16 protein-coding genes and 1 riboswitch are annotated in these 20,096 nt (G+C 71.4%); of the genes, 12 read left to right on the forward strand and 4 right to left on the reverse strand.

The window, feature by feature from the left end; genetic code table 11:
* The first annotated feature begins 101 nt into the window (after positions 1–101).
* Positions 102–2,054, forward strand: a complete 1,953-nt coding sequence (locus tag MOV08_RS25090) for a hypothetical protein (RefSeq protein WP_275308899.1) — start codon at positions 102–104, stop codon at positions 2,052–2,054.
* On the opposite strand, the gene MOV08_RS25095 is transcribed toward MOV08_RS25090, so the two are convergent.
* Both MOV08_RS25095 and MOV08_RS25100 read right to left on the reverse strand, forming a co-directional pair.
* Entirely contained in the window at positions 2,042–2,236 is a 195-nt protein-coding gene (locus tag MOV08_RS25095; protein WP_275308900.1) for a hypothetical protein, read from the reverse strand. The genes MOV08_RS25090 and MOV08_RS25095 overlap by 13 nt on opposite strands.
* Positions 2,237–2,246: 10 nt before the next feature.
* The gene (locus MOV08_RS25100; RefSeq protein ID WP_275308901.1) at positions 2,247–3,098 is read right to left on the reverse strand and encodes a helix-turn-helix domain-containing protein; all 852 of its coding nucleotides are present in this window, start codon (positions 3,096–3,098) and stop codon (positions 2,247–2,249) included.
* 344 nt (positions 3,099–3,442) lie between these two features.
* Between MOV08_RS25100 and MOV08_RS25105 the strand changes: the two genes are divergently transcribed.
* Complete coding sequence (locus tag MOV08_RS25105; protein ID WP_275308902.1) at positions 3,443–3,862, forward strand: ATP-binding protein; 420 nt, start codon at positions 3,443–3,445, stop codon at positions 3,860–3,862.
* 36 nt (positions 3,863–3,898) lie between these two features.
* Here the strand turns inward: MOV08_RS25105 and MOV08_RS25110 are convergent, their stop codons facing one another.
* Positions 3,899–5,215 carry an MFS transporter gene (locus MOV08_RS25110; RefSeq protein WP_420834210.1) on the reverse strand — a complete coding sequence of 439 codons (1,317 nt, stop codon included), beginning with the start codon at positions 5,213–5,215 and terminating at the stop codon, positions 3,899–3,901.
* A gap of 111 nt (positions 5,216–5,326) precedes the next feature.
* Here MOV08_RS25110 and MOV08_RS25115 point away from each other — a divergent pair, with 111 nt between their 5' ends.
* From MOV08_RS25115 to MOV08_RS25160, 10 genes are all read left to right on the forward strand, one after another.
* The gene (locus MOV08_RS25115; RefSeq protein WP_039635766.1) at positions 5,327–6,202 is read left to right on the forward strand and encodes a LysR family transcriptional regulator; all 876 of its coding nucleotides are present in this window, start codon (positions 5,327–5,329) and stop codon (positions 6,200–6,202) included.
* Positions 6,203–6,352: 150 nt separating this feature from the next.
* The gene (locus MOV08_RS25120; RefSeq protein WP_275311883.1) at positions 6,353–7,627 is read left to right on the forward strand and encodes a cytochrome P450 family protein; all 1,275 of its coding nucleotides are present in this window, start codon (positions 6,353–6,355) and stop codon (positions 7,625–7,627) included.
* A 255-nt stretch (positions 7,628–7,882) separates the two neighbouring features.
* The gene (locus MOV08_RS25125; protein WP_275308904.1) at positions 7,883–8,974 is read left to right on the forward strand and encodes a transglycosylase family protein; all 1,092 of its coding nucleotides are present in this window, start codon (positions 7,883–7,885) and stop codon (positions 8,972–8,974) included.
* 259 nt (positions 8,975–9,233) lie between these two features.
* A riboswitch (cyclic di-AMP (ydaO/yuaA leader) is annotated at positions 9,234–9,403 on the forward strand.
* 7 nt (positions 9,404–9,410) lie between these two features.
* Positions 9,411–10,103: a transglycosylase family protein gene (locus MOV08_RS25130; RefSeq protein WP_039635768.1), complete on the forward strand. Its 693-nt coding sequence runs from the start codon at positions 9,411–9,413 to the stop codon at positions 10,101–10,103.
* Between the two features lie 283 nt (positions 10,104–10,386).
* Positions 10,387–11,712, forward strand: a complete 1,326-nt coding sequence (eno, locus tag MOV08_RS25135) for a phosphopyruvate hydratase (RefSeq protein WP_275308905.1) — start codon at positions 10,387–10,389, stop codon at positions 11,710–11,712.
* Positions 11,713–11,922: 210 nt separating this feature from the next.
* Positions 11,923–12,429: an FtsB family cell division protein gene (locus tag MOV08_RS25140; RefSeq protein WP_039635770.1), complete on the forward strand. Its 507-nt coding sequence runs from the start codon at positions 11,923–11,925 to the stop codon at positions 12,427–12,429.
* A 123-nt stretch (positions 12,430–12,552) separates the two neighbouring features.
* Entirely contained in the window at positions 12,553–13,104 is a 552-nt protein-coding gene (locus tag MOV08_RS25145) for a DUF501 domain-containing protein (RefSeq protein WP_039635771.1), read from the forward strand.
* A complete protein-coding gene (locus tag MOV08_RS25150; RefSeq protein WP_039635772.1) occupies positions 13,101–14,051 on the forward strand; it encodes a Ppx/GppA phosphatase family protein in 951 nt (316 codons plus the stop codon). The genes MOV08_RS25145 and MOV08_RS25150 overlap by 4 nt, the downstream gene beginning before the upstream one ends.
* Positions 14,052–14,522: 471 nt before the next feature.
* Positions 14,523–15,911: an NAD(P)/FAD-dependent oxidoreductase gene (locus tag MOV08_RS25155; RefSeq protein WP_039635773.1), complete on the forward strand. Its 1,389-nt coding sequence runs from the start codon at positions 14,523–14,525 to the stop codon at positions 15,909–15,911.
* A 200-nt stretch (positions 15,912–16,111) separates the two neighbouring features.
* The gene (locus MOV08_RS25160) at positions 16,112–17,422 is read left to right on the forward strand and encodes a class I SAM-dependent methyltransferase (protein WP_275308907.1); all 1,311 of its coding nucleotides are present in this window, start codon (positions 16,112–16,114) and stop codon (positions 17,420–17,422) included.
* Positions 17,423–17,509: 87 nt separating this feature from the next.
* On the opposite strand, the gene MOV08_RS25165 is transcribed toward MOV08_RS25160, so the two are convergent.
* Positions 17,510–20,041 (reverse strand): ABC transporter permease, encoded by a 2,532-nt coding sequence (locus MOV08_RS25165; protein WP_275308908.1) that lies wholly within the window; start codon positions 20,039–20,041, stop codon positions 17,510–17,512.
* Between the last annotated feature and the right edge of the window lie 55 nt (positions 20,042–20,096).

Raw genomic sequence — 20,096 nt, forward strand, 5'->3', positions numbered from 1 at the left:
GCGAACCCGGCCGGCGGGCCGACCGCGCCGAGCCGCACGCCCCCACCGGGCGCCCCGCCGCCGTCCGCAACATCGTCTCCGGCGGCACCACCCACGGCCCCGTGATCCAGGCGGACGCCATCAGCGGCATCACCATCACGCATTCCGGCTTCGCCGGCGCCCTCCCCGACCCGGAGAGCTGGCCCACCGCCGCGGACCTGGACCCGATCGCGTTCGGTGTCCGGCCCGCCCACCGTGTTCATGGGCACGCACCCCTTCCTCGCTATGTCCTCCGCGACCGCGATCACGAACTCGACACGGCGCTGGGACAGGCACGGGTGGGCGGCGGCCTGGTGCTGCTGCTTGGCGAGCCGTTCACCGGCAAGTCGCGCACGGCGCTGGTGGCGATGGGCAGAGGGCCAGCCGGGCGCCGGGTGTTCGCGCCGCCCCGCGGCACGGACCTGCGCGGGCTACCCGCCCTGTTGCAAGGCCGCCCGGAGCGCTACCTCATCTGGCTCGACGACCTCGACGAGCACCTCGGCGACGGCGGACTGGAGCCGCGCCTGCTCGCCCAGTTGACGGCCCTGAAGGTCGTCGTGGTCGCCACCATGCGGGAGGACGCCTACGACGCCTGCCGCGCCCAGCCCGGTGGCCGGGTCCTCGACTTGGCCCACATCGTCGAACTGGCCCGGGAGTGGAGCCCGGCGGAGCGGGAGCGGTTGGCGGGGGAGGCCGCACGCACCGGAGATCCGCGCCTGATAAGCGCCGTCTCGTCCAGCGGGCCGGAGGGCGTCGCCGCGTACCTCGCCCTGGGCCCGCTCCTCTGGGACGAGTGGTGGCGCGCCCGCCGCGCCGATCGCCACCCGCGCGGCCACGCCCTGGTCCGCGCCGCCCTCGACCTCGCCCGCTGCGGCCTCACCGGCCCGCTCTCCACGGACCTCCTCCTCAAGGTCCACGAGGGGTACGCGGACGTGACCGGCATGGAGCGGGAGTCTGCCGAGGACGCCCTCGCCTGGGCGGTCGAGCGGCGTCACGGCCTGCTGCCGCTTCTCGTCCGCGTGACGGGAGATACCTGGCGAGCCGCGCCCTTTTACGTTGAGACGGTGTCCCCAGCCCAGGAATTGCCAGACGTCCTCGGCCCGGTATGGGGCTGTGCCCTGGAGGCGGCTCGGTCGGACGCGGCTTACGACTACGCCGAGGTCGCGGCAAAGGCGAGGGCTGCCTTCCAGCGTGCCGCCGACGCCGGGGACGCCTCGGCCCTTCACAACCTCGGGCTGCTCGCCGATTCGCTGGGGGAGAGGGACGAAGCCGAACGTTGGTTCTGCCGGGCGGCCGAGGCCGGGGAGCCGCAGTCGGCTGGCCGGCTCGGCCGGTTGCTCGCCGAGCGTGGCGATGGCAAGGCGGCCGAGCCCTTCCTGGAGACCGCCGCGGAAGCGGGCGACGCGGAAGCAGCCACGCTTCTGGGGAAGCTGTTGCGGCAGCGGGCGGAACGGTGGATGGAGGTGGGGATGGAGGGTGGAAGCGGTGAGGCTGCGCATCTGCTTGGTGACTTGTGGCTGGGTAGCCATGGAGCGGAAGCGGCGAATCAGTGCTACGCGCTGGCGGCCGACGCACAGTATGCCCCGGTCGCAGCAAGCATCGCGTCCGTGTACCGGATCTGGAATGAGGCGGAGTTGGCCGAGGTTTGGTTGCGTCGGGCGGCCGATGCGGGCGACAACCGAGCCGTCGAGGAACTCAAGGAGGAACTCAGTGTCCCTGCGGGCCTAGACGACCAGATGGAGTTCTTTTTGCACCTAGCAAGAGAGGAGGGTGGTCTCCATGCCACCAATCTTGGCGTACTCCTCGAAAAGCACAATCGCTCGGTTGAAGCCCACACCTGGTATTTCAGGGGCTACGAACAAGGCGACGCCTACGGCGCCTTCCGCCTCGCCGAGCTGTGCAGGAACGCGGGCGACGACGCTGAGGCCGCGGCCTGGTACCGCAAGGCGGCGGCCCTGGGCCACCCCGGGGCCAAGCGTGTCCTCGGGGAGGCCCGGGCGCCCGAGCCGGGCGGGTCCGGCGATCAGAGCAGGTGATCCGCCTTGCCCGCCTTCACATCGCGGATGAGGGTGCGTAGGGCCTCTATGGAGTCGGTGAGGTAGTGGCCTTCGTTGCCGTTGACGGCGATGTAGGCGTTGCCGTCGGCGTCGGTGCCGAGGCGGAAGCAGGAGTTGCCTTCCGCACAGAAGGGCTCTTCCCAGGTGATCTTGGGCGTCACGGTCGTCTCCTCATAGGTGGTGCGCGATCTCGCCGATGAAGTCACGCGATTGGTCCGGCGGCAGAGCCAACTCTTCCAACCAGTCGAGTTGAGTCCGGTATTTCGCCAACTGCCCCTCGGCGTAGAGGAAATCGGGGCCATGTGTACTGTCCACCTGGACGGTGTCGAGCTGTGGCACGGGCCCTTCGGCGTACACGGCGTTCTGTCCGGCCCCAGGGAAGGCGCCGTGAGAGAACGGGATGACGAGGAGAAGGATGTTCTGCCGTTCCGACATGGCGAGCAAGTGCTCAAGTTGCTTGCGTGCGACAGCGCGGCCACCGAACTGCATCCTCAGCGCCGCCTCGTGAATGATGGCAACGAAGGAGGCCGGGGCGCCGCGGGTGATCACTTGTTGGCGCTCGGATCGGTGAGCGAGGCGAAGCGCAACTTCGTGCTCAGGCAGGGCAGGCACGGCGACGCGGAATACAGCCAGCGCATGGTCGGGAGTCTGGAGCAGCCCTGGGATGTGTGCCGTGTTGGCCACGCGCATGCGTACTGCCTGGTGCTCCAACTCTGCAATGTCGAGTTGCCCTTGCGGCAGGCTGCCCCTATATCGCTCCCACCAGCCGTCGCTGCCCGGCTGCGCCATCGCGACCAGCGCCTCGATGTACTTCCTGTCGGTGCAACTGCAGTTGCACGCAAGGGTGCGCAGGCGCTCGGCGCTGATGCCGCGCACGCCCGACTCCATATTGGAGATCTTGCCCCGGTCCACACCCAGCAGGCCGGCTGCGTGTTCGGCGGACATGCCTGCTGAGGTGCGGAGCCTTCGCAGTTCGCTTCCCAAGCGCTTCTGTCGTTCCGTCGGGATCGTCCTGGGCGGCATGCCATCCCTCTCCGTGAAACGTCGCCTCAGCCTGTGATCCAGGGAGGCGGGTTCACCAATCCGTGGTGTATTTGCCGAGGAGTGTGGCAAATTTACCACCGGCTGCTCTACGTTCAGTGTTGCGCAAGATACACACCGCAACCGCCGGAAGCGCACCGCGCGAGCATGCCCGTCCGCCCTGGGGTGGGTGTGCCCGCGTCCAGGGAGGCAAGCCACCGGCGCGGCCGGGAGCGCGTATGTACCGCGTGCGTCACATGCACGCGTCCAACTACCCGACGCAAGTGAGGGGTTCCACCATGCCCGTCATCCCGTTTCCGTCGCAGTCCGCACCGCCTTCGCCGCCCGTGAGCGAGACTCGCGTCCCCGTTGTCCCCTCCCGTTGGACGTTCCCCGCCACCGTCGGCTCGGTGCGCCGCGCCCGGTGGGCCGTAGCCGGGGCGCTGCCCACCGACTGTGCCCAGCAACTGGCAGACGATCTCGTCCTGTTGGCCTCGGAGCTCGTCACCAATGCCGTGCGGCACGGTGCGTTGCATGACGAGGAGCAACTGGTCGAGCTGTTCCTCTGGCCTGCCGATGGGCACTACTGGCTGGCCGTGTCCGATGCGGGGGACGGTCAGCCGGCCATCATGGGGCCCGGCCCGAACACTGGTTGCAGTGGCCGAGGGTTGGTCCTCGTGGATGCGGTCTCTGCCGCTTGGGCGGTGGTGCCGCGGCGCCCCTGCGGGAAGTCCGTGGTCGCCGGGATGCCGCTGAACGAAGCGTGACGCCGGACCGGCGTCAGGGGGCGGAACGCAGGGTGTTCAAGCCGGCGAACCGGAGGAACCGGCCGCCGCCCGGGCGCCCCGCGTCCGGCCTACTCGCTCCGCCGTCCACACCCCCACCGCGGCCGCCGACAGCCCCGCTCCCAGGGTGCAGACGCCGGCCCAGCCGCCCGGGCCCCAGAGCATCGACGTCAGTGCGGAGCCCGCCGCGCCGCCGGCGAAGTAGCTGGTCATGTAGGCCGAGTTGAGGCGGTTGCGGGCCTCGGGGCGGACGCCGTAGATCAGGTTCTGGTTGCTGACGTGCACGGCCTGGACGGCGAGGTCCAGCACGACCACGCCGGCCAGCAGCGCGGCCAGTGACCAGCCGCCGCCGGTGCCGCCGGCCGCGAGCAGGCCCCAGGAGCCCAGGAGCAGGACCGCGCAGACGCCGCTGACGCGGTGCGCCAGCCCCCGGTCGGCCAGCCGGCCGGCCGCCGAGGCGGCGAGCGAACCGGCCGCGCCGACCAGTCCCAGCAGGCCGATCGTCGACTCCTGCCAGCCGTAGGCGGGGCCGGACAGCAGGAAGGCCGCCGCGGTCCACAGCACGCTGAAGGCGGCGAAGGTCAGGGCGCCGAGCGCCGCCCGCCAGCGCAGCACCGGCTCGTGGGCGAACAGCGCCAGCGTCGAGCGGAGCAGGGCCGGGTAGCGCAGTCCGGCGCTGGTGCGCAGGGTCGGCAGGCGCAGCCGCAGCAGGAGCGCGATCAGCAGCATCAGGGCGGCGTTGACCCAGTAGACGGTGCGCCAGCCGCCGAGTTCGGCCAGCAGGCCGGCGGCGGTGCGGGCGAGCAGGATGCCGAGCAGCAGGCCGGTCATGACGGTGCCGACGGTCCGGCCGCGTTCGGCGGGGGCGGACAGTGTGGCCGCGAACGGCATGACGACCTGGGCGGCGACGGAGGTGAGGCCGGTCAGGGCGGTGCCGACGAGCAGCAGCGCGCCGTTCGGGGCGCTCGCGGTCACGGTGAGGAAGACGGCGGTCAGGGTGCACAGGACGACCGCGAGCCGGCGGCGTTCCAGGAGGTCGCCGAGGGGGACGAGGAGGAGCAGGCCGAGCCCGTAGCCGGTCTGGGCGACGGTGACGACCAGTGCGGCGGTGCCGGTGGAGAGGTGGAGGTCGTGGCCTATGACGTCCAGGAGGGGTTGGGCGAAGTAGTTGCCGGCGACCGCGAGGCCGGTGGCGACGGACATCAGGAGCAGGGTGCCGCGGCCGAGTCGGGGCGGCGCCGCCGTCGGGTGGCCCGCGGCGCCTCCGGGGCTCGTGTCCGGGGCGGTGTCCGGACCGGTTTGCGGGCCGCTCTCTTCGTGTGCGGTGGTTCTCATGGGGTCAAGGGTCGGGCCGGGGGCATCGATCGGTCCAACGCATAGTTTTCATTGCATCGATCGTGGAGTGAGATGGATGGTGGAGGGCGGTGCGCGCCTACCATCGCGCGCATGGAGCTCCAGCAGATGCGGTATGTCGTCGCGGTCGCCGAGACCGGTGGGTTCACCCGGGCCGCGGAGCGCTGTCATGTGGTGCAGTCCGCGCTGAGTCATCAGATCGCCCGTCTGGAGAAGGAGTTGGGGGCGCGGCTCTTCCACCGGACGAGCCGGAGCGTGCGGCTGACGGCCGCCGGGGAAGCCTTCGTTCCGGTCGCCCGGCAGGCGCTCCAGGCCGCCGAGCGGGCCCGCGCGGAGGTGGAGGCGGTGACCGGCGAGGTGCGCGGGCGGCTGGCGGTGGGGGCGATCTCCACTGTGGGGGCGATCGATCTCGCCCGTGAGCTGGGGGCGTTCCGCGCCAGGTACCCGAAGGTCCGGGTGAGCCTGCAGATGGAGATGAGCGATCCGCTGCTGGAGCGGGTGCGGGAGGGCGCGCTGGACGTGGCGTTCGTCGGGCTGGTGCCGGGGGCGCGCACGGTCGGGGTCCGGGAGAAGGTGCTGGCGCGCGGGGAACTGGTCGCGGTGGTGCCGCCGGAGCATCCGTTGGCCGGGCGGGAGTGGACGACGCTGGGGCGGGTGGCCCGGGAGACGCTGGTGGACTTCACGGCGGGGTCGGCGGCCCGCCGGCAGCGCGAGGAGGCGTTCCGGGCGGCGGGGCTGACGGCGGAGGTGGCGTTCGAGGTGACCACCGTGGAGTTCCTGGCGGAGCTGGTCCGGGCCGGACTCGGCGTCGGCATGGTGCCGGAGGCGTTCGCCGGCAGGCTGGCCGGGCTGCGGACCGTGCGGGTGCGGCCGGCGCCGGAGCGGACCGAGCGGGTGGTGTGGAGCGGGCTGGGGCCGTCGCCGGCCGCGGCGGCGTTCCTGGCGGGGCTGGGCGTGGAGACGGGGTGAGGCCCTGAGGGTGGGTGGGGCGGATGTGTCACCGGTTACGGTCGATATGTGCAGCAGACGCCCGACGCCCGCCAGGAGACCCGGTCCGACTCCCACCCGGAGGCCCGGTCCGACACCCGTCCGGCGGGCGACCCGCCCACCGGTTGCCCGGTGGCCCCGTCTCCGGCCGCCGCCGGCCCAACCCCCGCACTCTTCTCCTGGGAGTTCGCCGCCGACCCGTATCCGGCGTACGCCTGGCTGCGCGAGCACGCGCCGGTGCACCGGACCCGGCTGCCCAGCGGCGTCGAGGCGTGGCTGGTCACCCGTTACCCGGACGCCCGGCAGGCGCTGGCCGACGCCCGGCTGTCGAAGAACCCGGTGCACCACTCCGAGGCCGCCCACCAAAAGGGCAAGACGGGCATTCCGGGCGAACGCAGTGCCAACCTGATGACGCACCTGCTGAACATCGACCCGCCGGACCACACCCGGCTGCGCCGCCTGGTCTCCAAGGCGTTCACCCCGCGCCGGGTCGCCGCGTTCGCGCCGCGCATACAGGAGCTGACCGACCGCCTGATCGACACCATGATGGAAAAACAGCACGGCGCGGAGCGGGGGAGCGCGGACCTCATCCACGAGTTCGCGTTCCCGCTGCCGATCTACGCGATCTGCGATCTGCTCGGCGTCCCGCCCGAGGACCAGGACGACTTCCGCGACTGGGCGGGCATGATGATCCGGCACGGCGGCGGGCCGCGCGGCGGGGTCGCCCGCTCCGTCAAGAAGATGCGGGCCTATCTGGCCGAGCTGATCCACCGCAAGCGCGGCGCGCTCGGCGACGACCTGATCTCCGGCCTGATCCGGGCCTCCGACCACGGCGAGCACCTCACCGAGAACGAGGCCGCCGCTATGTGCTTTGTGTTGCTGTTTGCCGGATTTGAGACCACGGTCAATCTGATCGGCAACGGCATCTATGCGCTGCTCCGCCACCCCGCCCAGCGCGAACTGCTCCAGAAGTCGATCGCGGCCGACGACACCGAGCTGCTCGCCACCGCCGTCGAGGAGCTGCTCCGCTACGACGGGCCGGTGGAGCTGGCCACCTGGCGGTACGCGACCCGGGACCTGACGCTGGGTGGCGCGCGGATCGCCGAGGGGGATCCGGTCCTGGTGGTGCTGGCCGCCGCCGACCGCGATCCGGCGCGCTTCGACGAGCCCGACGTGCTCGACCTCACGCGGCGTGACAACCCGCATCTGGGATACGGGCACGGCATCCACTACTGCCTCGGCGCACCCCTGGCACGCCTCGAAGGACAGACCGCGCTCGCCACTCTGTTGACCCGACTCCCGGACCTCCGACTTGCGGCGGAACCTGATGATTTGCGCTGGCGCGGCGGGCTCATCATGCGCGGACTGCGCACCCTGCCGGTGGAGTTCACGCCCGAGCGGCCCTGACCAGGAACAGTCGCATAATTGACGCTCCGTCAGCTACGTAATCATTGCGTGATCTCCGCTACACCGACTTGTGACTGCCCGTGACCCCGGCTACCTTTCCTCCGACGATCGAGGTCGGCCACGGGTTGCCGCACGGCACCCCTTCCGCCGCCGATCCGACAACTCAACCGCCGCGCGAAAGGCAACCGCATGCGTTCCGGGAACGGCCGGCATCGTCGCCCCCGACAAGCACCGGCCATTTTTGTCACGGCAGGAGTGACCGGCGCGGGCCTGGCCCTGCCGCTGTTCGCGGCGAGCGGCGCGCACGCCGCCGACACGACGACCTGGGACAAGGTCGCGCAGTGCGAGAGCGGCGGGGTGTGGAGCGCCGCCACCGGCAACGGCTTCTACGGCGGTCTCCAGCTCACCCAGGAGATGTGGAACGACTACGGCGGCACCGCCTACGCCTCCCGCCCCGACCTCGCCAGTCGCGCCCAGCAGATAGCCGTGGCCGAGGCGATACTCGACGACCGCGGCCCGGACGCCTTCCCCAGCTGCGCGGTGAACGCCGGACTGACCAAGGACGGCCGCAAGCCCCGCGTCGACCCGGGCCCCACCACCCGCCCCTCGCCGCGGCCGACGCACGGCCACAACGGCGGCGGCGCCTCCGACGACGCGGGGGGCGACTCCGACACGGCGGGCGGCGACCAGGGCCACCCGGACCCGGCCACCCGGACGCCGGAGCCGTCCGGCGGTGACTCCGGCACGGACCGCGGCCCGGACGCCGGCAGCGGCTCCGACGCCGGCGCGGACGGCCCGCACGCGCCCTCGGCGACCCCGGAGCCGTCGGGCTCCTCGTCCGCCTCGCCCGCCCCGTCCGACTCCGGGGCACCCACCGACTCCCCGTCGGGCTCCCCGTCGGGAAGCCCGTCCACCTCTCCGGCGGACCCGGCAGACCCGTCCGCGCCGTCCGGCCCGTCGGGCTCGACGGACCCGGCCGACCCGGCGTCGCCCGCCCCGTCCGACTCCACCGCGCCCGGCGGCCAGGACCGGCCCGGCGACCCCGCTACGCCGCCCGCCACCGGCAAGCACCGCGGGACGCCCGGCGACGGTACGGAGGCCGGCGACGGCCGGGACGGCGGCCGCGGCCGGCACGCCTCCCGCGGCGGCGAGGCGCCCCGTACGCCCCCGGCGGAGGCCGGCAGCTACCGCGTGCGCCCGGGTGACAACCTGTCAGAGATCGCCGTCAGTCATGACCTGCCGGGCGGCTGGCCCGCGCTCTACCACCGCAACCAGGACGTCATCGGCTCCGACGCGGATCTGATCCACCCCGGTCAGGTGCTCGATCTCGGGCGGACACAGGGGTAGTTACCGGCAGTTCGCCGTCTTTCGCGGCGTTTCGTAAAAGTGAGATATGGCTCTCGTTGCGGGGGATGGGTCCGGACCTGTCCCCCGTTGCCATACCGGGGCCTACCTGCGGAAATGACCCGCGTGGTGATCAAAAACGGTCAACTTGGTTCAGAAGATGGGGTTTGAACACCAACAGGGTTACTGCTTACGGTCAGGACCGCTCGCCAAAGCGGGCCCTTCGATCGCACGCCGAGTCCTGCCGGCGGTCGGAGTCGACGACGCGCAAGCGCCGAAGGCAGGAGCGGGGGACCCAAGGTAAGTGCCGACCCCGCCCGTGAGAGCGGGTCAGTCGGCTTGGGGTGAAGTCGTGTGTGCAGCACACACGGCCGGGCAGCTCACACGGCCCGAACCCGACAGCTCACCTCGTAGGCGTCGGTGAGGAAACGAACGCACGATGCTGATCAACAAGGGCAAGCACCGCCGCAGCTCCAAGGCCGTCCGCGTCGCCACCCTGGCCGGTGTCGCCGGCGCCGCCGTCGCCGTTCCGCTGATGGGCGCCACCTCTGCTTCCGCCGCCTCGGTCGCCACCTGGGAGAAGGTCGCCCAGTGCGAGTCCAGCGGCAACTGGTCGATCAACACCGGTAACGGCTACTACGGTGGCCTGCAGTTCTCGAACTCCAGCTGGGCCGCCGCCGGTGGCACCAAGTACGCGGCCCGCGCCGACCTGGCCACCAAGGACCAGCAGATCGCCGTCGCCGAGAAGCTGCTCGCCATGCAGGGCCCGGGTGCCTGGGGCTGCGCCGCTGCCGGTGGTCTGACCTCCGGTGGCCCGGCCGCCGCCGTCAACCCCTCCGGCTCCACCGTCAAGAAGAGCCAGGGCACCGAGGCCCGCAAGCAGACCGAGGGCTCCACCAAGAAGTCCGCCCCGGTCCGCGAGAAGGCCGAGAAGAAGGCCGAGAAGGCCCAGCCGGCCGCCCCGCAGGACGCGCACCGCTCCGGTGACACCTACACCGTCAAGTCGGGCGACACCCTCGCCAAGATCGCCAAGGCGCACGGCACCAACTGGAAGGCGCTCTACGCCGCCAACAAGTCCGTCGTCGGCGGCAACCCCAACCTGATCTTCCCGGGCCAGAAGCTCAGCATCTGAGCCGATCCGGCTGCCCGAGAGAGCTGCCCCGCCGCGGCGCGTACCCCCGAGCGCGCCGTGGCGGGGCTTCTCCGTTGCCGGACCCGGCCGCCCGGCCGTCCCCACCGGCACCGACGCGGCGCGCGCCGTCCCCGGCGCCCCGAGCGGCCCGGCACGACGTTCCCCGCATAGCGAACAATGCCCCGAAACCTCCTGTGAACTGGGATTTCGTTCTGCTTGTTGGGTTTTTTCGTCCCACGGAGCGGGCCACGGGCGAGCGGATCCCCCCGGGGCCGTTAGGCTCATGCCGAGAACTCCAGACACCCCTGAAGGAGACAACGTGCCGTCCATCGACGTCGTCGTAGCCCGCGAAATTCTCGACTCGCGAGGTAATCCCACGGTCGAGGTCGAGGTCGGCCTCGACGACGGCAGCACCGGCCGTGCCGCCGTCCCGTCCGGCGCCTCGACCGGCGCCTTCGAGGCCGTCGAGCTGCGGGACGGTGACCCCAACCGCTACCTCGGCAAGGGCGTGGAGAAGGCCGTCCTGGCCGTCATCGAGCAGATCGGCCCGGAGCTCGTCGGCTACGACGCGACCGAGCAGCGGCTGATCGACCAGGCGATGTTCGACCTGGACGCCACCGACAACAAGGGCTCGCTCGGCGCCAACGCCATCCTCGGCGTCTCCCTCGCCGTCGCGCACGCCGCCTCCGAGGCCAGCGACCTGCCGCTGTTCCGCTACCTCGGTGGCCCGAACGCGCACGTGCTGCCCGTCCCGATGATGAACATCCTGAACGGCGGCTCGCACGCCGACTCCAACGTGGACATCCAGGAGTTCATGATCGCCCCGATCGGCGCGGAGTCCTTCTCCGAGGCGCTGCGCTGGGGCGCCGAGGTCTACCACACCCTCAAGAAGGTGCTGAAGGCCAAGGGCCTGGCCACCGGCCTGGGCGACGAGGGCGGCTTCGCCCCCAACCTCGGCTCCAACCGCGAGGCCCTGGACCTGATCCTGGAGGCCATCAAGGAAGCCGGCTACGCCCCCGGCCAGGACATCGCGCTCGCGCTGGACGTCGCCGCCTCCGAGTTCTACAAGGACGGCAAGTACCAGTTCGAGGGCAAGGAGCGCTCCGCCGCCGAGATGACGGAGTACTACGAGGAGCTGGTGGCGGCCTACCCGCTGGTCTCCATCGAGGACCCGCTGTTCGAGGACGACTGGGCCGGCTGGAAGGTCATCACCGACAAGCTCGGCGCCAAGGTCCAGCTGGTCGGCGACGACCTCTTCGTCACCAACCCCGAGCGCCTCGCCCGCGGCATCGAGGAGGGCTCCGCCAACGCGCTGCTGGTGAAGGTCAACCAGATCGGCTCGCTGACCGAGACCCTGGACGCCGTCGAGCTGGCCCAGCGCAACGGCTTCAAGTGCATGATGTCGCACCGCTCCGGCGAGACCGAGGACGTCACCATCGCCGACCTCGCCGTCGCCACCAACTGCGGCCAGATCAAGACCGGCGCCCCGGCCCGCTCCGAGCGCGTCGCCAAGTACAACCAGCTGCTGCGCATCGAGGAGATCCTCGACGACGCGGCGGTGTACGCCGGCCGCAGCGCGTTCCCGCGGTTTCGCTCTGCGAACCAGTAGGCACGGCGCTCTGCGAACCAGTAGGCACGGCAAGGGCTGAGGCCCGCCCCACACCACCGTCCGGCTGAGCTCCCGAGGACTCGACAACGGAGCAAAGCCGGGGTGAAGCGCAGCGTCCCCGGCGCCGGTCCCGTACCGTTGCCGGGGACGTACGTCATGACGACCGCCGTGACGACGTCAGGACGGAAGCTGAAGGGGAGGCGAGACGACGTGCCCGCGGACCGGTTCTCCACCGCGACCCGGCTCAAGGCGCTCGGCGAACAGGCCGCAGCCCGCGTCCACCGCGCCAAGCGACGGCCCCGCCGCAACCGCCTCACCGGCCGGGCCGCCCTGCTGGCGCTGGTGATGTGCTCGCTGGTGGTCGCCCTGGCGTACCCGATAAGGCAGTACATCTCCCAGCGTTCGGACATCGCCGACCAGCGCCGCAAGGCCCAGGACGCCGCCGCCGCGCTCGACCGGCTGCGCGACGAGAAGGCCCGCTGGCAGGACCCGGCCTACGTCCGGCAACAGGCCCGCCGGCACCTGCACTACGTCATGCCGGACGAGACCGGGTACATCGTCCAGGACGGGACCGGGGTCCGCGCCGCGCCCAAGGGAGCGGCGGCGGCCCAACGCCCCTGGTACGACAAGCTCTGGGAAGACGTGGACCGCGCCGCCGGCGCCGACCGCGCCGACACCGCCCACGCCCCCGACACCCCCGCGGTCACCAAGCGGTAGCCCGCACCGGCGGGCAGCGGCGAGACTGTACGGGCGGGCCCGCACACGGCCGTACGGCACGCCCTCGCCGTGCCTCCGCCCGGCCCGTTCGTCACTCACCACCGGCCCTCACCGAAAGCGCACATGGACACGCCCCCGCCCCAGACCGAGCCCACCGAGCCCACCGCCGCGGACATCGCCGCCTTCAAGGAGCAGCTCGGCCGTCCGCCGCGCGGCCTGCGGGCCATCGCCCACCGCTGCCCCTGCGGCCAGCCGGACGTCGTCGAGACCGCACCGCGCCTGGAGGACGGCACCCCCTTCCCCACGCTCTACTACCTCACCTGCCCGCGCGCCGCCTCGGCGATCGGCACGCTGGAGGCCAACGGCGTGATGAAGGAGATGACCGAACGGCTGGCGACCGACCCGGAGCTGGCCGCCGCCTACCGCGCGGCCCACGAGGACTACATCCGCCGCCGGGACGCCATCGAGGTGCTCCAGGGCTTCCCGAGCGCGGGCGGCATGCCCGACCGGGTCAAGTGCCTGCACGTGCTGGTCGGCCACTCGCTGGCCGCCGGCCCGGGCGTCAACCCGCTCGGCGACGAGGCGCTGGCCATGCTGCCCGAGTGGTGGAAGAAGGGCCCCTGCGTGAGCGTGTGCGGGGAGACCGTCGAGACCGACGAGGGAGCGTCCGAGTGAAGCGTGTCGCCGCTGTCGACTGCGGTACCAACTCCATCCGCCTGCTGGTCGCGGACGTGACGCTGCCCGACGGCGCCTCCGGCGAGCTGAAGGAGCTCGACCGCCGGATGCAGATCGTCCGGCTCGGCCAGGGTGTGGACCGCACCGGGCGGCTGGCGCCGGAGGCACTGGAGCGGACCTTCGCGGCCTGCCGTGAGTACGCCGCGGTGATCAAGGACCTGGGCGCGGAGCACGTCCGCTTCGTGGCGACCTCGGCCTCCCGCGACGCGGAGAACCGCGCGGACTTCGTCCGCGGCGTGGTGGACATCCTGGGCGTGGAGCCCGAGGTGATCACCGGCGACCAGGAGGCGGAGTTCTCCTTCACCGGCGCCACCAAGGAGCTGACCGGCCACCCGCACATCGAACTCCCCTACCTCGTCGTGGACATCGGCGGCGGCTCGACGGAGTTCGTGCTCGGCAGTGACACGGTCCGGGCCGCCCGCTCGGTGGACGTCGGCTGCGTGCGGATGACCGAGCGCCATCTGCTCCACGACGGCCGGATCACCGACCCGCCCACCGCCGCCCAGATCGCCGCCATCAAGGCGGACATCGCCGCGGCCCTGGACCGCGTCGAGGAGACCGTCCCGCTGACCGAGGCCGCCACCCTGGTCGGCCTGGCCGGTTCGGTGACCACCGTCGCCGCCATCGCGCAGGGCCTGGACCACTACGACTCCGCGGCCATCCACCACTCCCGGATCTCCCGGGCCACGGTCCGCGAGGTCACCGAGCGCCTGCTGACCTCCACCCACGCCGAGCGGGCGGCGATCCCCGTCATGCACCCCGGTCGGGTCGACGTCATCGCGGCCGGCGCCCTCGTGCTGCTGTCGATCATGGATCGCATCGACGCCGACGAGGTCGTGGTCAGCGAACACGACATTCTGGACGGAATCGCCTGGAGCCTCGCCTGACGAGCGGTCCCCGCACGGGGTCCGGAACGGCGCCGCAGCCGCTGCCCATATCGGGCTTTTCGTGCGGACGCGGCGCCGTCTGAGCGGGTTTCAGGGGCTCCGGAGGGGGTCCCGAGGGGCGCCCGGAAAAAAGGTTCGTGAAATCCTTCACATGAAAAACCCGCCTCCCGGGCGAACTATGGGGCCATCCGACCCTCATTCGAAGGTCCTAGGACTCATCTGCCCGAAGAATGCGGGGTCTACGGTGGGTCTCCACCGCGTGACAAGAGTGTTTCCGAGGGGCGTGGTCCAGCCGCTCACAGACGGACAAGCCCTGATCAATAGGGGTATCCAACGTGTCGCGTTATACCGTGGTTCCCCGAACGCGCTATGGCGTCGGTCACGAAGCCGGCGGAGTGTAGCAGATGCCTTCGTCATTCTTGTGAAGGGGCTCACGAGCGACCCCCCATGTGGGGGTGGATACTCGATTGCATGAGCACCACGGAGCGTCCCAGGATCCTCGTTGTAGGCGGTGGGTACGTAGGCCTGTACGCGGCACGCCGCATCCAGAAGAAGATGCGGTACGGCGAGGCGACCGTCACGGTCGTCGACCCGCGCTCGTACATGACGTACCAGCCCTTCCTCCCTGAAGCTGCGGCCGGCAGCATCTCCCCCCGTCACGTTGTGGTCCCGCTGCGGCGCGTGCTGCCCAAGGCGGAGGTCCTCACCGGCCGGGTGACCACCATCGATCAGGACCGCAAGGTCGCCACCATCGCCCCGATCGTGGGCGATGCGTATGAGCTGCCCTTCGACTACCTGGTCGTCGCGATGGGCGCGGTCTCCCGTACCTTCCCGATCCCCGGCCTGGCCGAGAACGGCATCGGCATGAAGGGCATCGAGGAGGCCATCGGCCTGCGCAACCACGTCCTGGAGCAGCTGGACAAGGCCGACTCCACGACCGACGAGGAGGTCCGCCGCAAGGCGCTGACCTTCGTCTTCATCGGCGGTGGCTTCGCCGGTGCGGAGACCGTCGGCGAGGTCGAGGACATGGCCCGCGACGCTGCGAAGTACTACAAGAACGTCAAGCGCGAGGACATGCGCTTCCTGCTGGTCGACGTCGCGGACAAGATCCTCCCCGAGGTCGGTCCCAAGCTCGGCGCCTACGGCAAGGAGCACCTGGAGTCCCGGGGCGTCGAGGTCTACCTCAAGACCGGCATGAAGTCCTGCATCGACGGCAACGTCGTCCTCGACAACGGCCTTGAGGTGCTCTCCAACACCATCGTGTGGACCGCCGGCGTCAAGCCGAACCCGGCGCTGTCCCGCTTCGGCCTGCCGCTGGGCCCGCGCGGTCACATCGACACCGCCGCCACCCTCCAGGTGCAGGGCACCGACTACATCTGGGCCGCGGGCGACAACGCCCAGGTCCCGGACATGGTCGGCCGCAAGAACGGCAACGAGAACGCCTGGTGCCCGCCGAACGCGCAGCACGCGCTGCGGCAGGCCAAGGTCCTCGGCGACAACGTGGTCTCCGGCATGCGGGGCTTCCCGCAGAAGGAGTACAGCCACGCCAACAAGGGCGCGGTGGCGGGCCTCGGCCTCCACAAGGGCGTCGCGATGATCGTCATGGGCAAGATGAAGATCAAGCTCAAGGGCCGTCTCGCCTGGTACATGCACCGCGCGTACCACGGCATGGCGATGCCGACGTTCAACCGCAAGATCCGGGTCTTCGCCGACTGGACGCTGGCCACCTTCCTCAAGCGCGAGGTGGTCTCGCTGGGCGCCATGGAGAACCCCCGCGAGGAGTTCTACGAGGCCGCCAAGCCGGCCCCCGCTCCGGCCGCCGCGGCCGACGGAGGCAAGCCGAAGGCCAAGGCTTCCTGAACCATCGGTCGGGTACTCCGACCAGCCCGAAGGGCGTCCGCCATCCGTGGGGCGGGCGCCCTTCGGCATGCCCGGGTATGGCCGAAAACGAGCGGCATGTTGTTCTCTTGCAGGCGAACGGGACTATATGGGCGCCCACTTGGCGTTTAGGTGGTGGGTGAAACTTCTTTGCCCGACTCGTCATGACGGAGGTGTGCGACATGGCCGGTGCCGCTGGACGGCTCACCAACCTTGCCGAGGAGGTTCTGGGGGCCCCGCTCCCGGTGCGGATCCGCGCCTGGGACCGCAGCGAGTCCGGCCCCCCGGATGCTCCGGTGCTCGTCATCCGCAATCGCCGGGCGCTGCGCCGACTGCTGTTCAAGCCAGGTGAGTTGGGCCTGGCCCGGGCCTGGGTGGCAGGTGACATCGACGTCCAGGGCGACCTCTACGAGGCGCTGGACCTGCTCGCCGGGCTGATCTGGGAGCGCGGCAGCGCCGGCCCGAAGGCGCCGCGCGCCGCCGTGCTGCGCGCCCTGGCCCGCCCCGAGATCCGCGCCGCCGCCAGGGAACTGCTCTCCCTGGCCGGCCTCCCGGTCCCGCCCCCGCCGCCCGTCGAGGAGGCCCGCCCGCGCCGCGGGGCGCTGCACTCCCTGCTCCGCGACCGGCAGGCGATCAGCCACCACTACGACGTCGGCAACGACTTCTACGCGCTGGTGCTCGGCCCGTCCATGGTCTACTCCTGCGCCTACTGGGAGACGCCGGACGCGACTCTGGAGGACGCCCAGCGCGACAAGCTCGACCTGATCTGCCGCAAGCTCGGCCTGGCGGAGGGGCAGCGGCTGCTGGACGTAGGCTGCGGCTGGGGCTCGATGGTGCTGCACGCGGCCCGCGAGTACGGCGTCCGGGCGGTCGGCATCACGCTCTCCGAGGAGCAGGCCACCTACGCCCGCAAGCGGATCGCCGAGGCCGGGCTCGCCGACCGGGTCGAGATCCGGGTGCAGGACTACCGCGAGATCGCCGACGGGCCGTTCGACGCGATCTCCTCGATCGGGATGGCCGAGCACGTCGGCCGGGCCCGGTACGCGGAGTACGCGGAACTGCTGTACGCCCTGCTCAAGCCCGGCGGGCGGCTGCTCAACCACCAGATCGCGCGCCGACCGCTGGCGGACGAGGAGGCGTACCGCGTCGACGAGTTCATCGACCGCTATGTCTTCCCCGACGGGGAGTTGGCCCCGGTGGGGCAGACCGTCGGCCAGCTGGAGGAGGCCGGCTTCGAGGTGCGGGACGTGGAGGCGATCCGGGAGCACTACGCGCTGACGCTGCGTCGGTGGGTGGCCAATCTGGAGGACCACTGGAGCGAGGCGGTCCGGCTCACGTCCCCGGGCCGGGCCCGGGTCTGGCGGCTCTACATGGCCGCCTCGGCGCTGTCGTTCGAGCGCAACCGCATAGGGGTCAACCAGGTGCTGGCGGTCCGTACGCCGGACTCCGGCGCCCCCGCGCTGCCGCTGCGGGCCCGGGACTGGCGGGGCTGAACCACCGGGCAAGCACGGCCGAGGGCCCCGTTCCCCCGCACCAGGGCGGGGGAACGGGGCCCTCGGGCCGTCCGGGAGGGCTGCCGGCTACTCCGCCTTGATGGCCTGGAGCATGTTGAGCTTCGCCGCCCGGCGCGCCGGCCACAGCGCGGCCAGGACGCCCACCAGCGCGGCCACCGCGAGGAAGACGGTCATCCGGCCCCACGGCATCACCAGCTCGTAGGTCGGCAGCGAGCCGCTGATCAGCTCGCCGGCCGCCCAGCCGAGGAACACGCCCAGGCCGATGCCCAGCACCCCGCCGAAGAGCGAGATCACCAGCGACTCCAGCCGCACCATCCGCTTGATCCCGCGGCGGTCCAGGCCGATGGCGCGCAGCATGCCGATCTCCTGGGAGCGCTCGAAGACCGACATCGCCAGGGTGTTGATGACGCCGAGCACCGCCACGATCACCGCCATGGCCAGCAGGCCGTAGACCATGTTCAGCATCAGCGTGAAGGTCTGGGCGATGGCGTTGGAGACGTCCTTCTTGTCCGCGACGGTGATCGCCGGGTTCTTGCCGAGCGCCTTGACCAGGGAGTCCTTGGCCTCGGGGGTGGCGCCGTGCGCGGTCTTGACCATCACCTGCATGTCGGTGGCGTGCTTCTGGTGCGGCGCGAGCGTGCCGTTGTCCAGGATGATGCCTCGGATCACCTCGTTGCCCTGGTAGATCCCGCCGATGGCCAGCGTGCCCTTCTTGCCGTCCTCGAAGGTCACCGGCAGCCGGGAGCCGACGTGCCAGCCCTTCTTCTCGGCGAGGAAGGTGTCCACGACGGCCCGGTCGCCGTCGAGGGTGCCGAGCGCGCCCTCGGTGAAGTCGAGCTGGGTGAGCCGGCCGAAGTCCTTGCCGTTGACGCCGGTCAGGTACTCGGTGTCGGCGCCGATGCGGGCCGGGGAGTTGCGCAGCGGGCTGGACGCGGTGACCCCGTCCACGGCCGCGAGCTTCTTCGCCACGTCCGGGGAGAGCGGCGACCGGGTCGCCATGGAGACGACGTAGTCGGCCTTCAGGGCGGAGGTGGCCATCTTGTCGATGCCCTGCTGCACGCTGCCGGCGATCACCGTCAGGCCGGTGATCAGGGTCAGCCCGATCATCAGCGCGGAGGCGGTGGCGGCCGTCCGGCGCGGGTTGCGGACGGCGTTCTGCCGGGCGAGGGTGCCGGATATCCCGAAGAGCCGCAGCACCGGGGAGGCCAGCGCGATCAGCGGGCGGGACAGCAGCGGCGTCAGCACGAACACGCCGATCAGCAGCAGCGCGGCGCCCACGCCCATGGTGACCTTGCCGTCGGACATCCCGGTGGCGACCAGGACCGCGGCCGTGCCGGCGCCCGCGAAGAGCGCGCCGATGATGTTGCGGACCACCAGCGACTTGGTGGTGGCGGTGGCGTGCACGCTGTTCATCGCGGCGACCGGCGGGATCTTCGCGGCCCGGCGGCCGGGCAGCCAGGCGGCCAGGACCGTGACGACGATGCCGACCACCAGGGCGATCAGGATCGTGCTGGGCGAGATCACCAGCGGGCCGTCGGGCACCTTCGCGCCGGTGGCGTTCATCAGCGAGCGCAGGGCGGCGCCGATGCCGATACCGGCCAGCAGGCCCGTCACCGCGGCCACCGCGCCGACCACGAACGCCTCGGTCAGCACCGAGCGGGTGATCTGGCGGCGACTGGCGCCGACCGCGCGCAGCAGCGCCAGCTCCTTGGTGCGCTGGGCGACCAGCATGGTGAAGGTGTTGGCGATGATGAAGATGCCGACGAAGAGCGCGACGGCGGCGAAGCCGAGCAGGCCGGTCTTCATCCCGTCCATGCTCTGCGCGATCATCTTGGCCTGCTCGTCGGCGAGTTGACGCCCGGTGGTGGCCTCGGTGCCCTGCGGCAGCACCTTCTCCACCGCGTCCTTCAGCGCCGCCTGGGAGGTGCCCGGGGCGGCCTTGATGTCGATCTCGTCGAACCGGCCGGGGGCCGCGAACAGCTTCTGGGCGGTGGCGGTGTCGAACAGCGCGAGGCTGCCGCCGGCGCCGACCCGGGCGTCGTCGGTGGCGAAGACGCCGGTCAGCTTCTGCTCCCGGACCGGGCCGTCGACGGATATCCGGACGGTGTCGCCGACCTTGTAGCCGCCGCGGTCGGCGGTGTGGGCGTCCAGCGCGATCTCGTGCGGGCCCTTGGGGGCGGCGCCGCTGCGCATCGGATAGCGGGCGTCGGTGCCGTTCGGGCCGGGGAAGTAGTTGCCGCCGAGGGTCGAGAAGCCGTCGCCGATCATCGTGCCGTGCTTGTCCGCGATGGCGGTGAAGCCGGAGACGGTGCCGGTGACGGAGGCGGCGCCCGGCAGGTGGGCGGCCGTCTCCAGCAGCTTCTGGTCGAGCGCGGGGCGGGCCCCGGGGGCGCCGTCGGCGCGCTCGGCGCCGCCGCGCTGGATGGCCACGTCGACGTTGTCGAAGCCCTTGCGGGCGGTGTTCTGGAGGGCGTCGGAGAGGGTGGAGGTGAAGACCAGGGTGCCGGAGACGAAGGCCACGCCGAGCATCACGGCGAGCACGGTCATCAGCAGCCGGGCCTTGTGCGCGAGCACATTGCGCAAGGCGGTACGGAACATGGGTGGGTCAGTCCTGGAGGAGTGGTCCGGGGTGTCCGGGGTGCGGGAGGTGGCT

The sequence above is a fragment of the Streptomyces yunnanensis genome, assembly GCF_029011865.1.
In the GTDB taxonomy this organism is placed as follows: domain Bacteria; phylum Actinomycetota; class Actinomycetes; order Streptomycetales; family Streptomycetaceae; genus Streptomyces; species Streptomyces yunnanensis.